This is a genomic window from Massilia timonae (assembly GCF_001866515.1).
Classification (GTDB): Bacteria; Pseudomonadota; Gammaproteobacteria; order Burkholderiales; family Burkholderiaceae_D; genus Telluria; species Telluria timonae.
The window spans coordinates 5,308,873-5,321,744 of record NZ_JRYB01000001.1 but is presented as its reverse complement, the minus strand read 5'-3'; the positions used below and the strand labels follow the sequence as shown (position 1 = coordinate 5,321,744).

At 68.4% G+C, this 12,872-nt stretch carries 10 protein-coding genes; 4 read left to right on the top strand and 6 right to left on the bottom strand.

What is annotated here, in order from left to right; translation table 11 throughout:
• Window positions 1-64: 64 nt before the first annotated feature.
• On the top strand, window positions 65-2,113 hold the full coding sequence (locus tag LO55_RS22585) for a TonB-dependent receptor (protein WP_071363197.1): 2,049 nt from the start codon (window positions 65-67) through the stop codon (window positions 2,111-2,113).
• An 81-nt stretch (window positions 2,114-2,194) separates the two neighbouring features.
• Here LO55_RS22585 and LO55_RS22580 read toward each other — a convergent pair whose 3' ends face one another.
• The 5 genes from LO55_RS22580 to LO55_RS22560 all read right to left on the bottom strand — a co-directional run bounded on the left by LO55_RS22580 (window position 2,195) and on the right by LO55_RS22560 (window position 6,123).
• Window positions 2,195-2,833, bottom strand: coding sequence for a superoxide dismutase (locus tag LO55_RS22580; RefSeq protein ID WP_071363935.1), 639 nt, complete (start codon window positions 2,831-2,833; stop codon window positions 2,195-2,197).
• Window positions 2,834-3,059: 226 nt separating this feature from the next.
• Window positions 3,060-3,386, bottom strand: coding sequence for a DUF3325 family protein (locus LO55_RS22575; protein WP_005669916.1), 327 nt, complete (start codon window positions 3,384-3,386; stop codon window positions 3,060-3,062).
• Window positions 3,379-5,058, bottom strand: a complete 1,680-nt coding sequence (locus LO55_RS22570; RefSeq protein ID WP_071363196.1) for a PepSY-associated TM helix domain-containing protein — start codon at window positions 5,056-5,058, stop codon at window positions 3,379-3,381. Before LO55_RS22570 ends, LO55_RS22575 begins: the two co-directional genes overlap by 8 nt.
• Before the next feature lies 1 nt (window position 5,059).
• Window positions 5,060-5,368: an iron uptake protein gene (locus LO55_RS22565; RefSeq protein ID WP_071363195.1), complete on the bottom strand. Its 309-nt coding sequence runs from the start codon at window positions 5,366-5,368 to the stop codon at window positions 5,060-5,062.
• Between the two features lie 188 nt (window positions 5,369-5,556).
• The gene (locus LO55_RS22560; protein WP_071363194.1) at window positions 5,557-6,123 is read right to left on the bottom strand and encodes a nuclear transport factor 2 family protein; all 567 of its coding nucleotides are present in this window, start codon (window positions 6,121-6,123) and stop codon (window positions 5,557-5,559) included.
• A gap of 185 nt (window positions 6,124-6,308) precedes the next feature.
• On the opposite strand from LO55_RS22560, the gene LO55_RS22555 reads away from it, so the two are divergent.
• Together LO55_RS22555 and LO55_RS22550 are read left to right on the top strand one after the other, a co-directional pair.
• A complete protein-coding gene (locus LO55_RS22555) occupies window positions 6,309-8,189 on the top strand; it encodes a PAS domain S-box protein (protein WP_071363193.1) in 1,881 nt (626 codons plus the stop codon).
• Window positions 8,190-8,271: 82 nt separating this feature from the next.
• Window positions 8,272-8,598 (top strand): hypothetical protein, encoded by a 327-nt coding sequence (locus tag LO55_RS22550; RefSeq protein WP_071363192.1) that lies wholly within the window; start codon window positions 8,272-8,274, stop codon window positions 8,596-8,598.
• Window positions 8,599-8,642: 44 nt separating this feature from the next.
• Here LO55_RS22550 and LO55_RS26080 read toward each other — a convergent pair whose 3' ends face one another.
• Window positions 8,643-10,112: an aryl-sulfate sulfotransferase gene (locus LO55_RS26080; RefSeq protein ID WP_177185563.1), complete on the bottom strand. Its 1,470-nt coding sequence runs from the start codon at window positions 10,110-10,112 to the stop codon at window positions 8,643-8,645.
• 205 nt (window positions 10,113-10,317) lie between these two features.
• On the opposite strand from LO55_RS26080, the gene LO55_RS22540 reads away from it, so the two are divergent.
• Complete coding sequence (locus LO55_RS22540) at window positions 10,318-12,813, top strand: heavy metal translocating P-type ATPase (protein ID WP_071363191.1); 2,496 nt, start codon at window positions 10,318-10,320, stop codon at window positions 12,811-12,813.
• Window positions 12,814-12,872: the final 59 nt, after the last annotated feature.

Sequence of the window (12,872 nt, the reverse complement as noted above, 5' to 3'; positions counted from 1 at the left end):
ATGGGATATCATTATCGAATCGATGCCCTGGCATCCTTTCCCGTCGTACTCCTCTACGTCAATAATGAAAACAAAGCTCCTCCCCCTGGCGCTGGGCCTGTCCTCGCTCGCGTCCGCCGTCCACGCCGCCGACCCCACGATCGTGATGGGCGAAGTGCGCGTCAGCGCCCAGCGCGATGCCGGCGCGCTGCGTCCGAGCACCGTGCTGACCTCGGTCGACGTGCTCGGCGCCGACAAGATCGAGGACAAGCACGTCGCCAGCAGCTGGGAACTGGTCGGGCAGCTGCCGGGCACCCAGATGACCGAAACCCGCATGGGCGCCGAGTCGGGCAAGGCGACCTTCCGCGCCTTCAATGGCGAAGGGTATATCAACGCTATCAAGGTGCTGATCGACGGCATTCCGAGCAATGTCAACAGCGGCAACCAGCGCTTCATCGATATGATCTTCCCGCTCGAAGTCGACTATGTCGAAGTGGTGCGCGGCACCAACGACCCGCGCTACGGTCTGCACAACATCGGCGGCAACATCAACCTCGGGACGCGCCAGGGCGGCAACTACTTCGACGGCCGTTTCACCCTCGGCAGCTTCGACACGCGCGAAGCCCAACTGGTCTATGGGCGCGAGGCCGACGGCTTCTCCCAGAACTATGTCTTGGCAAGGCAGGATTCCAGCAGCTACCGCCGCAGCCACGGCGATTCGGAGCGCTACACGGCGGCCGGCAAGTGGTTCCTGACGTCGAAGGACAAGTCGCTCACCGGCGGCATCGTGCTGCGCACCTACAAGCATGACGCCGACGAGCCGGGCTTTTTGACCGCCACCGAACTGGCCGCCGACCGGCGCCAGTCGCCGGCCAAGAACGTCAACGACATCACCTACCGCGAGATGAACCACGCCAGTGCCCACCTGGACTGGCAAATCTCGAAAGACGCCTTCCTCAGCAACAAGCTGTACTACAACGATTACCACGACGACCGCCGCGTCACCTTCACCAGCAACCCGGAAGGTAACGGGCCGCGCCAGCGCCGCGAGTGGGATGAGCACCAGTTCGGCTTCATGAGCACACTGACCTGGCGCGCCAGCGAGCGTGTCACGGTCGACGGCGGCGTGAACACAGAGCGGCAGAACAATTTCTACAAGCGTTCACGCTACACGTATGCGATGCCGACCGATTTCAGCAATCCGGCGCGGGTGCAAAACGACGACCGCTATTACCTGAACAACGTTGGCGCCTATGCCCAGGCGGTGATCAAGGCCACCGACACGCTGCGCATCGTGCCGGGCTACCGGGTCGACCGTTTCACCGGCAGCAATCCGCTGCCCGGCGGCGGATCGGCCGGCCTGCAGGACTACGGCTGGATCAAGCAGCCGAAACTGAGCATGGTGTACTCCCCGGCCGAGGACGTCAGCGTGTACGCCAACTGGGGCCGCACCTTCCAGATTCTGACCGGATCGGTCATGCCGGCCTACCTGCTGCCGGGGCAGGGTCCGTTCGACGCCTCGAGCAATACCGGCAAGGAAATCGGCATCAAGCTCAAGCCGAGCGCGCGTTCCGACCTGCGCCTGGCGATCTGGCGCCAGGACGCCTCCGGCGAGGCGGCGAACATGCCGGCCACCGGCACCTCGGTGGCGCTCGGCGAGACGCGGCGCGAGGGCATCGACCTGCAATTGTCTGGCCGCCTGTCGGACCGGCTCCAGGTCTGGGCGTCGCATTCGCTCCAGAAGGCCGAGGCGGTGAGCGCCATGACCGACGCCGGCGTTTCGCTGGCCGGCAAGGAACTGTTTTCGACGCCGCGCTACATCAGCAACGTCGGCCTCGACTACCATCCGTCCGAGCGCTGGCACCTCGGCCTGCAGGGCCGGGCGCAGGGAGATTACTACATCGACCGTGCGAACCAGCTCGGCAAGTACGGCGGCTTCGTGTTGTTTGATGCCAATGTGTCGTATGCAATCACGCCACGCGTGAGCATCGACCTGCAGGTCAAGAACCTGGCCGACCGTCGGTACGAATATGCGTGGTACGACGAGTACTGGTGGCCGGCCGGCCAGGCCCAACCGATGTATTCGTCGGGCAACGGTCGCGCGGCGTATGTATCGCTGAACGTGAAACTGTAAGTCCGCGGCGGGCGGTTGGATCGACAGTCGCATGCAAAAGGGCGCGCCGGATGGCGCGCCCTTTTTCAGCAGCCGGTCGACTTAGCCGGCCTGGCTGCTCAACGCCTCATCGTAACGACGCTCGACTTCGGCCCAGTTGATGATGTTGAAGAAGGCCGCGATATAGTCAGGACGCTTGTTCTGGTACTGCAGGTAATAGGCGTGCTCCCACACGTCCAGGCCCAGGATCGGCGTGCCGCCCGACATGCCGGCGAACTCGCCCATCAGCGGATTGTCCTGGTTGGCGCTGCTTTCGACCAGCAGCTTGCCGTCCTTGCCCAGGGTCAGCCAGGCCCAGCCGCTACCGAAGCGGGTCTGGGCGGCCTTGGTGAAGGCGTCCTTGAACCGGTCGAAGCCGCCGAGGTCGTCCTCGATGGCCTTGGCCAGCTTGCCCGAAGGCTGGCCGCCGTCCGGGCTCAGCACGGTCCAGAACAGCGCGTGGTTGGCGTGGCCGCCGCCGTTGTTGCGCACCACGGTCTGGATGTTCTGCGGCAGCGCGCCGATATTGGCGATCAGTTCTTCGACCGGCACCTCGGCCACGCTGGCCTCGGCCAGGGCGTTGTTGACGTTGGTGATATAGGTCTGGTGGTGCTTGGTGTGGTGGATTTCCATCGTGCGCGCATCGAAATGCGGCTCGAGGGCATCGTAGGCATACGGCAGTGGCGGCAGTGCATAAGGCATGATCATTCTCCGTTCAGATGGTTGGGAACACTGTTCCGGCATGAAACGTTGCACCGGGACCGGTCGGTCCCGCGGTTTGCATGGTCAGGTCGTATTACACAACCTCAAGCGTGCTTGAGGTCAAGTGAAATGCGCGACCCTCTCGATCGCGCCGTTCCGGCGACGTGCCATGCGGGCAAAACCGGCAAGCAGGACGGGGCGCGCGGCCGCGCACCCCAGGAATGACTCACCGGGCGCCTGATCCTGTCCAGAATACCAGCATCCCGAGGATGCTGGCGCGCCAGGTGAGCGTGAAGGCGATCGTGAGCGTGGCGCCGGCCAGCGCCATGAACCATACCAGCACCGCGATCGACGGCGAATCCACCGTCAGGCAGAGCACCAGCGACAGCAGCAGGGCGGCCGCGCCGCCCAGGCGCAGGGTCTTGGCCAGGGCCGGGGAAAGAGGCGCCGCGCCCCTTGCCTGGGTCCAGTGCACGTCCATCGACAGGGCGAGCCACCCCATGCCGGCGACGCAGGCCAGCAGGGCCAGCAGCAGGAGCAGCGCGTCAGGCATGGCCGGCCTCCAGGGTCACGTTCTTGAGCGCCAGCGGGCGCGCTTCGCGCTGGCGCAGCTTGCGCGCGGCCAGCAGCGCCAGCGCGGCGCTGGTGAGCATGAACAGGTCGGCGCCGGCCACTGGCCAGTAGCCGGAGGCGACCGTGCGCAGCAGGTGGTCGCCGGTGGTGATCCAGTTGAGCACCGGCGCCGTCACCGCCAGCACGGCGATGGCCAGGCACTGCTCGCGCCAGGCCGGAGCCAGGCGGCCCTCGGCGACCGCGGCGGTGCGCCAGAAAGCGTGCGCGCCGGCCACCACCCAGCTGCCCCAGAACAGGTATTTCTCCATGGCGCCGCGCAGCGGCCAGCCGGCCGGCATGACGTCGGGCAGCAGGCGGTTGGCGATCAGCATCGTCAGGGTGGCCACCAGCATGCCGGTGACGACCGTGACGGCCAGCGCATCGACCACGCGCGCGCCGCTCACGCCCTGCTTGGCGTGCTGGCGCTTGCGCTTCTCGACGAAGAAGAACAGGCCGGTGGCGATGCAGGCCGCGCCCGACAGGCCGCCCAGCACGTACAGCCAGCGCAGCAGCCAGTGCTTGAAGTGCTGCAGGTGCAGGCCGGTCAGGAATTCATTGATGCGCGCCACCACGGTCGGCGGCGGATCCTCGCGCAGCAGCTCGCCGGTGGAGGCCTTGAAGTGGATGCCTTCGCCGGTCAGCTGGACGCGGTCGGTGCCGGCGCGGTACACGCTGACATAGCCGTTGGCGTCGCCCACGTGCTGGATGTTCAGGTAGCCGACGTCGCCGGCCATGCCCTTGGCGGCCCAGCGGCGCTGGGCTTCGGCCACCATGGCGTCGACCGAGGCGAGCGGGGCCGCCACGCCGGCGCGGTCGTGCGGCAGGCCGGTTTCCTTCGATTCCATCATTTCATGGCGGTCGTGCAGCGGCGTCAGTTGGGTATGCGTGACCGGGAAATAGATATAGGCGAAGATCACCAGGCCGGTGAAGGCGAAGAAGAAGTGGAAGGGCAGGGCCACGACGCCGGTCAGGTTGTGCAGGTCGAGCATGCTGCGCTGGGTGCTCTTGTTCGGGCGGAAGGTGAACAGTTCGCGGAAGATCTTGCGGTGCATGATGACGCCGGTGACCAGGGCCATCAGCATCATCAGGGCCGAGAAGCCCACGATCCAGTAGCCGACGTTCTTCCAGTCGAGGGTCAGGCTGTAGTGCAGCGGATAGAAGAATTCGCTGCCGATCTTGAGGCGGTCCACCGGCAGGGCCTCGCCCGTGCGCGGATCGACCGTGCGGTTGGCCCAGATCGCCGTTTCATGGTCTTTCGCATTCGGCACTTCGTAGCCGGCGAACAGCAGCAGCACCGGATCGCGGTGGGTGGTATACGCGCCCCAGCTGCGCGGCGTGTCGAAGTGGGCCGGCAGCGGGCCGTCGGCCAGCGGCGCCGTCATGGCGCGGGCGGCGGCGTCGGGCTGCATCTCCTTGAAGATCGGCGCCAGCATCTTGTCGAACGACGGCATTGGCTGCGGTTCGTAGCGGGTGTCGGGGATGGCCCAGCGGTCGATCTCGCGGTCGAACACGGACAGCGAGCCGAAGAAGAACACGACCATCAGCACCAGGCCCAGCGCCAGGCCGAACCAGGTGTGCAGCCAGGCCATCGTATGGCGGAAGTTGGGAAACATGTCAGACCCCCGACGCAATGATCAGGCTCTGCAGCCACCAGGCCACCGCGCTCATCAGCGCGCCGCCGCCCACCAGCACCAGCGCTACCTTGCGCAGCCCCTGGGTGGCGAAGGCCACCAGGAAGGCGGCCAGGAAGACCAGGAAACCGATAATGTAAGACAGGTGCTCGGCATCGTGGAATTCCATGCCGGCGCTGTACAGCAGGGAGATGCCCAGGGCGACGACGCCCCAGGTGAAAGCGTAGCCGCCGAGGATGGCCACCGCGGTGCGCGAGGCGATGTGGCGGGGCGTCAGAGTGAGTGAGGTCATGGTCGCGCTGGTTGGGCGTGGCAAGAATGATGGAAGCTGTAAATGAGACAGCAAATGATAATCATTCTCATGATAGATGCATCACGTCGCCTTGACAAGCAGTCACATGGAAATTGAACGCGGCCGTGGCCGACAAGCATCGGAGGCCGTGCCGGCCCGTCCCGCCGGCCAGGACAAGCGACGACCGCTCAGCGCTGTGTCCGGAGGTCGCGCTGGGCCGCGAACGGGCGGATTTCGGTGGTCTGCTGCATGGTATTGCGCCATCCCTCCGGCCCCAGCACCCACATGCGGACATAGCGTCCGCGCAGGTCGCGGGGACCGTCGGCGCCCTGCGCCGCGGCGCGGAACCGGCCCGTGACCAGCGCCGCCTGGCCATTGTCGAGCATCCGGATCTCGGTATCGTCGACTTCGTAGGAGCGGAACTCGTATTCGTCGCGCGTCAGCAGTTGCAGGAACTCGGTCCTGGTGCGGGCGCGGCCGCGCGTCTCGACGTGGTAATAGTCGCGGCTGATCAGGTGCCGCAGAGTGGCCACGTCGCGGCTGGACACGGCCTGGGCGCGCCGCTGCTCGGCCGCGCGCACGGCCGCGCGCATGGCCTCGACATCACGCGCGGCGCCGCTCATACCCGGCATGGATACGGCGGGTGCGGGTTTGGGCGCGCCGGACAGGGTGACGTCTTCCGCCATGCCGGCGGCGGCTGGCTGGAACACGGCGAGGCAGAGCAGGGCGCACGGCAGGAAAGGCAGGATTCGCATGGTAGGCAAATGAATGTTCGCACGGCGCAAGTATATAAATTCTTGCGCATAAACTTGTAACAAATTTTTGCCATGCCGCAGGGCGGGCCGCTCCAGCCATCATGTGCGGGGAATCGGGCGTCTGCTCTGCTACAGTAAGGCACGGCCATTCGGCGATCGACCTGGAGATGATTCTTTCTTGAGCCATGATTGCAGCAGCCCCGCCTCCCGATGAACACGAGCGTCTCGCGCTGTTGCGCGAGCTCGACCTGCTGGACACGCCGGCCGAGCCGGTCTTCGACCGGGTGGTCCGTCTGGCCAGCCGCCTGCTGGAGGTGCCGATGGCGGCGTTCTCGCTGATCGACGCCGAGCGCCAGTGGTTCAAGTCGCGGGTGGGCATCAAGGCCGGCGACACGCCGCGCGCGGATGCCTTCTGCGCCCACACGATCCTGCAGGACGAGCCGCTGGTGGTGCCGGATGCACGCCACGACCCGCGCTTCGCCGACAATCCGCTGGTCGCCGGGGCGCCCGCCATCCGCTTCTACGCCGGCGTGCCGGTGCGTTCGAGCGCCGGGCTGGCGCTGGGCGCCCTGTGCGCGATCGATGTCGTGCCGCGCCAGCTCGACGCCGAGCAGAAGGCGGTGCTGGTCGACCTGGCCGCCATCATCATGCGCGAGGTGCAGTACCGCGAGCGGCTGGCGGCGGCGCGCTCGCGGCTGCAGCACAGCGACGCGGTGCTGGACGCGAGCGAGGCCCGCTTTCGCGCCGTGTTCGAGATCGCCAGCGTCGGCATCGCGCTGACGACGCCGGACGGGCGCTGGATCAGCATCAACCGGACGCTGAGCGAGCTCCTCGGCTATACGGCCGATGAGCTGCAGGGACGCGGTTTCGCCGACGTCACCCACGAGGACGACCGCGCCGAAGACGCGGCCCTGATGGGGCGCCTGGCGCGGGGCGAGATCGACGCGCTGCGGCGCCAGAAGCGCTACCTGCGCAGGGACGGTTCGCCGGTGTGGGTCGAGGTCGACGTCAAGCGCAAGCGCGATCCCGCCGGGCGTCCCGAATACGATGTGTCGGTGATCAAGGACATCCACGCGCAAAAGCTGGCGGAAGAAGAACTGGCGCGCCTGCACGCCGATCTCGAGCGGCGGGTCGAGGCGCGCACGCGCGAGCTCGGCGAGCGCGAGGAAGAACTGCGCAGCGTGATCGACAACGCCAACGACGCCTACATCAGCCTGGACCGCAACGGCCGGGTCACCGCCTGGAACCGCCAGGCCGAGCAGACCTTCGGCTGGAGCGCGAAGGAAGCGCTGGGCCGGCCGCTCGAGGCGCTGATCATCCCGGCCGAGCTGTCCGGCGCCCACCGCGACGGCATGCAGCTCTACCTGCGCACCGGCACCTCGCGCATCCTCGACCGCCGGGTCGAGCTGCCGGCGCTGCGGCGCGACGGTAGCCGGCTCACGGTCGAGGTGCGCATCCGCCGCCACGAGGTGCGCGGCGAACCCGTCTTCAGCGCCTTCCTGCACGACGTCACCCTGCGCAGGCAGCGCGACGCCCAGCGCGAATACGAGACCCGGCACGACCTGCTGACCGGCCTGCAGAACCGGCGCGCGCTGATGGAGGCGCTGCCGCTGGCGCAGGCGCGCGCCGACCGCGGCCAGGGCCGGCTCGGCCTGCTGTTCATCGACCTGGACGGCTTCAAGGCGGTCAACGACCAGCTCGGCCACGACGGCGGCGACGCCTTGCTGCGGGCCATCGCCGAGCGCCTGCGCCAGGCGGTGCGGCGCACCGACAGCGTATTCCGACTGGCGGGCGACGAGTTCACGGTGCTGCTCGCCGACCTGGCCGGTGGCCTGGTCGATGCGCACCGGGTCGGCCGCAAGCTGGTCGAGGCGGTCTCCCTCCCCGTGCAGCTGTGCGGCGCGACGGTCCGGGTCGGGGCCAGCATCGGGATCGCGGTGCAGGCGCCGGGGCGGGCGCCCACGCCCGAAGAATTGATCAAGGAAGCCGACCACTGGATGTACGAGGCCAAGAAATCGGGACGCGGCTGCGTCTTGCCGCTTCCGCCCGCGCCGCAACAGGTTTAGGATAGCCGACATGCCATGCGCCGACCGGCGCCGGGTCTTTGCCGGGCGCCGGCTGTCAACCAGATTCATTCAGGAGAGCAAAATGCATACCGTTGGCTCACAGAAGCCCCTCGCGCACAAGGCCACGCTGCTCATCGATCTGCTGCGGGTCGGCCTGGCGACCGCGTTGATCCTGCTGGCGCCGCTGGTCGCCATGCAATTCACGCGCGAAGTCGCCTGGACCGGCCGTGATTTCGGCGCCGCCGCGCTGTTGCTTGCGGGCGCGGGGCTGGCCTGCCTGCGCACGGCGCGGTGGGTGGCGCACTGGCAGCCTTGGCGGCGGCTCGCCGTCGTCGGTGCGGTGGCGCTGGGATTCGCCGCGCTGTGGGTGGAACTCGCGGTCGGCGTCTTGTTCGACGTCGGCAGTTGAAGCCGGGCGCGCCAGGAGCGACTCCCACCTGCCGGAACAGGCTTTCAGCGCAGGCGCAGGTCTTCCAGGCGCAAGGGCTGGGCGATGAAGACGGTGTTGCAGGCCGTGGTCGGGTAGGCGTAATCGAAGGCCACCTGGCCGGCGCTGTCGACGGCGATCAAGCGCGCCAGCGTGTTCGCCTCCAGCGCGGCGTAGGCCATCAGGTAGCGACCGGCGGCGCCTTCGTAGGCGGATGAGCAGACGTTCGACAGCAGTTTGCGGTCCCCATCCCAGGTCCAGACTTCGCGCGCAGTGCGCGCCGTTTCGTCGATCGCGTAGCGCGACGGCGTACTGTAGCTGCGGTTTTCGCCCGCTGGCGCGCCCGGGGGCGGGTTGAGGCTGGCCAGCCCGTTGTTGAACATGATGAGCTCGCGGTTCGGCGCGATCGACAGCGAATGCTGGCCGATCGGCGCCTTGCCCTCGGTGACGCGCAGCGCCAGCGCGCGCAGCGACGGATAGTTGACGTACCAGTGCTTGCTGGTGTCGCCCAGCAGCCAGCGGATGGCGCCCGTCTCGTAGTCGAGCTTGACGACGAAGTTCTCGCGGCTGGAGATCAGTAGCGAATTGTCGTGGGCGTCGTAGATGGCCGAGTTCATGTGGAACCAGTCGATGCCGTCGCGCACGAAGTTGTCGGGATTGTCGCCGCCGGCGCGCATCGCCGCGCGGAAGATCTGGCCCAGGTCCCATTCCTTGAGCACCCGCCCCGAGATGTCGATCTCGGCCAGGATCGACTCCACCAGCTGCACACCGCCGACCAGGGCGTCGAGCTCGGCCAGGAAGCCGGTCTTGCCGCGCGCCAGTTCGTGGTGGAAGTTGGTGAAGCGCGTGTCGTCGAGGCGGCTGCTGCGCACGCTGCCGTCCACGTCGACCTGGTGCAGCAGCGGGGCGTCCTGGTCGCCGACATAGAAGGCGTCGTCGCTGAACAGCGAGGAGAACGAGCTGCCGGGTGCGGCGCCGGCCCAGCGCATCTGGCCGTCGCTGTCGAGGATGACCGGCATCGTGACGCCGTTTTTGATCAGCATGTACTCGACACCGGGCGAAGCCGCCCCGCGCGCGGTGCGCACTTGGGGCGTGGCGTAGACGGTGGCCGGGCCGGTGTAGGGGCCGGTGGCCAGCGCCACTTGCGCCACGTGGGTGGATCCATCCCGAAAGCGCGTCGTGAGCGTGAGCTCGTTGAGGTGGCTGGCATACAGGCCGAAGACGGGGAAGGCGATGCGCCTGGCGGACGGGTCCCAGGCCGCGCGCCGCCCGAGCCAGGCGTGGTCGTAGGTGACCGCGACCGGCAGCGAATGCGAGCCCGGGCGGCCGGCGATCGTGTAGCGCACGCTGTCGAGGTGGGCGAAGTTGTCCAGCGTATAGCTCAGCTGCGCCACGAAAGGCGTGGCGCCCGCGGCCTGGTCGATGGCGCCGATGCCGGCGCGTTCGGCCTGCGACCCGTCGTCGTCGCTGCCGCAGGCGGCCAACAAGACCGTCATCAGTATCCAGAGCAATAGCGTGGTTAGCGACTTCATCAGCGCGTTCATCGATCCCCCCGCAGGTGGATGCCGAATCCTCGAAACGAGGCCCAGCTCCTTTGTATTCCGTTTGGCGGGCCCGTGCCTGCGACCGGCGCAAGCCCTTCGCGCGAACTAAATAACAAACGCTTGACCTTCCCATGGTGGGAAGGACTATGCTGTTGGTATGGATTCAAGGAACAAGCAAATGAACAACACTGTCCTGAACATCGAAGGCATGACCTGCGCCTCTTGCGTGGCGCGGGTCGAGAAGGCGCTGCGCGCGGTGCCGGGCGTGAGCGGCGCCAGCGTCAACCTGGCCACCGAGAAGGCCAGCGTGCAGGGCCAGGCCGCGCCCGAGGTCCTGATGGCGGCCGTGCACGCGGCCGGGTACGAGGCGGACCTCGACCTGCCGGACGCCGCCGGCGCGGCCCCGGCGCGGCGCAAGGAAACCGGCGCGACGCTGCCGGCCTGGTGGCCGGTGGCCGCCGCCATGCTGCTGAGCCTGCCGCTGGTGCTGCCGATGCTGGCCGCGGCGTTCGGTCATCGCCTGGCGCTGCCCGGCTGGCTGCAGCTGGCCCTGGCCACGCCGGTCCAGTTCTGGCTCGGCGCGCGCTTCTACCGCGCCGGCTGGAAGGCGCTGCGCGCAGGCAGCGGCAATATGGACCTGCTGGTGGCGCTCGGCACCAGCGCCGCCTATGGCCTGTCGGTCTACCTCCTGCTGGGCGCGGGCGCGCACGGCGCCCATCCCGAACCGCACCTGTATTTCGAAACGTCGGCGGTCGTGATCACGCTGGTCTTGCTGGGCAAGTGGCTGGAAGGCCGCGCCAAGCGCCAGACCCTGGCCGCGCTCGATGCCTTGGGCCGCCTGCGGCCCGCCGAGGCGCTGGTGCGGCGCGACGGCAACGACGTGCTGGTGGCGCTGGCCGCGCTGCGCGTGGGCGAGCTGATGGTGGTCAAGCCCGGCGCGCGGGTGCCGGCCGACGGCGTCGTGGTCGACGGCCGCAGCCACCTGGACGAATCGCTGCTGACCGGCGAGAGCCTGCCGGTGGCGAAGGAGCCGGGCGACCGGGTGGCCGGCGGCGCCGTCAATGCCGACGGCCTGCTGCTGGTCGAGGCGACGGCGGTCGGCGCGGCGACGATGCTGTCGCAGATCATCCGCATGGTCGAGGATGCGCAGGCGGTCAAGGCGCCGATCCAGCGCCTGGTGGACCGGGTCAGCGCGGTGTTCGTGCCGGTCGTGCTCGCGATCGCGCTGGCGACCCTGCTGGGCTGGGGTCTGGCGGGCGGCGACTGGCAGGCGGCGCTGCTCAATGCGGTGGCGGTGCTGGTGATCGCCTGCCCCTGCGCGCTGGGCCTGGCCACGCCCACCGCGGTCATGGTCGGCACCGGCGCCAGCGCTCGCCACGGCATCCTGATCAAGGACGCCGAGGCGCTCGAGACTGCGCATGCGCTGGACGTCGTGGTGTTCGACAAGACCGGCACCCTGACCGAGGGCAAGCCGCAGCTGGTGGCCCATGACGGCCTCGAGCCGGCGCGGCTGCTGGCGCTGGCCGCCGCCGTGCAGCAGGGCAGTTCGCATCCGCTGGCCGGCGCCGTGCTCGAGGAAGCGGCGCGCCAGGGCCTGGCGCTGCCAGCGGCGCGCGCCGCGCGCGCCTTGCCGGGCCGTGGGGTCGAGGCCGAGGTCGACGGCGCCACCATTGTGCTCGGCAACCGGCGCCTGATGATCGATCTCGGCGTGCCGGCGACCGGGGCCGAAGGCCACGAAGCGGCCGGACGCACCGTGTCGTGGCTGGCCGAGCGCCGCGACGGCAGGGTGCGGGTGCTGGGCCTGCTCGCCTTCGGCGACCGCATCAAGCCGGGCGCACCAAGCGCCGTCGCGCGCCTGAAGGCAGCCGGCATCGAGCCGGTCCTGCTCAGCGGCGACAGCCCCGGCGCCGCGCGCACGGTGGCGCAGGCGCTCGGTATCGAGCGCGTGCATGCCGAGGTGCTGCCGGCGGACAAGGCGCAGGTGGTCGCCAGCCTGCGCCAGGGCGGGCGCAAGGTCGCGATGGTCGGCGACGGCATCAACGACGCGCCGGCCCTGGCGGCGGCCGACGTCGGCATGGCGATGGCGACCGGCACCGACGTCGCCATGCACAGCGCCGGCGTGACCCTGATGCGTGGCGATCCGCGGTTGGTGGCCGACGCCATCGCGGTGTCGCGCCGCACCTACCGCAAGATCCGCCAGAACCTGGGCTGGGCCTTCATCTATAACGTGATCGGCCTGCCGCTGGCGGCCTTCGGGCTGCTCGATCCGGTGCTGGCCGGCGCCGCGATGGCGCTCAGCTCGGTCAGCGTGGTCGCCAACGCGCTGCTGCTGCGGCGCTGGACGCCGGCGCCGGCCGCCGCGACGCCCGAGGCTGCCACCGTACCCGCATCCGAACCCTTTTCAACCACCGGGACATCGATGTCCCATCCGACAGGAGAACACACCATGTATGAACTGACCGTGGAAGGCATGAGCTGCAATCACTGCGTGGGCCGCGTCACCAAATCGGTGCAGGCGGTCGACGCCGACGCCAAGGTCGCGATCGACCTCGACAAGGCCAGCGTGCGGATCGACAGCCACGCCGACCTCGACCGCATCGTGGCCGCGATCGACGGCGCCGGCTATCCGGTCACCGCGCGCGCCCCGGCCTAGGGCTTTTTCGCCACGCAGTATCAATTGTGGACGATTAGATATTGAATCTGCCCCCTATG

Bases quoted from the DNA above. Each gene is read 5' to 3' on its own strand.
- LO55_RS22585 (WP_071363197.1), top strand. From the start codon at position 65: ATGAAAACAAAGCTCCTCCCCCTGGCGCTGGGCCTGTCCTCGCTCGCG.
- LO55_RS22580 (WP_071363935.1), bottom strand. From the start codon at position 2,833: ATGCCTTATGCACTGCCGCCACTGCCGTATGCCTACGATGCCCTCGAG.
- LO55_RS22575 (WP_005669916.1), bottom strand. From the start codon at position 3,386: ATGCCTGACGCGCTGCTCCTGCTGCTGGCCCTGCTGGCCTGCGTCGCC.
- LO55_RS22570 (WP_071363196.1), bottom strand. From the start codon at position 5,058: ATGTTTCCCAACTTCCGCCATACGATGGCCTGGCTGCACACCTGGTTC.
- LO55_RS22565 (WP_071363195.1), bottom strand. From the start codon at position 5,368: ATGACCTCACTCACTCTGACGCCCCGCCACATCGCCTCGCGCACCGCG.
- LO55_RS22560 (WP_071363194.1), bottom strand. From the start codon at position 6,123: ATGCGAATCCTGCCTTTCCTGCCGTGCGCCCTGCTCTGCCTCGCCGTG.
- LO55_RS22555 (WP_071363193.1), top strand. From the start codon at position 6,309: ATGATTGCAGCAGCCCCGCCTCCCGATGAACACGAGCGTCTCGCGCTG.
- LO55_RS22550 (WP_071363192.1), top strand. From the start codon at position 8,272: ATGCATACCGTTGGCTCACAGAAGCCCCTCGCGCACAAGGCCACGCTG.
- LO55_RS26080 (WP_177185563.1), bottom strand. From the start codon at position 10,112: ATGACGGTCTTGTTGGCCGCCTGCGGCAGCGACGACGACGGGTCGCAG.
- LO55_RS22540 (WP_071363191.1), top strand. From the start codon at position 10,318: ATGGATTCAAGGAACAAGCAAATGAACAACACTGTCCTGAACATCGAA.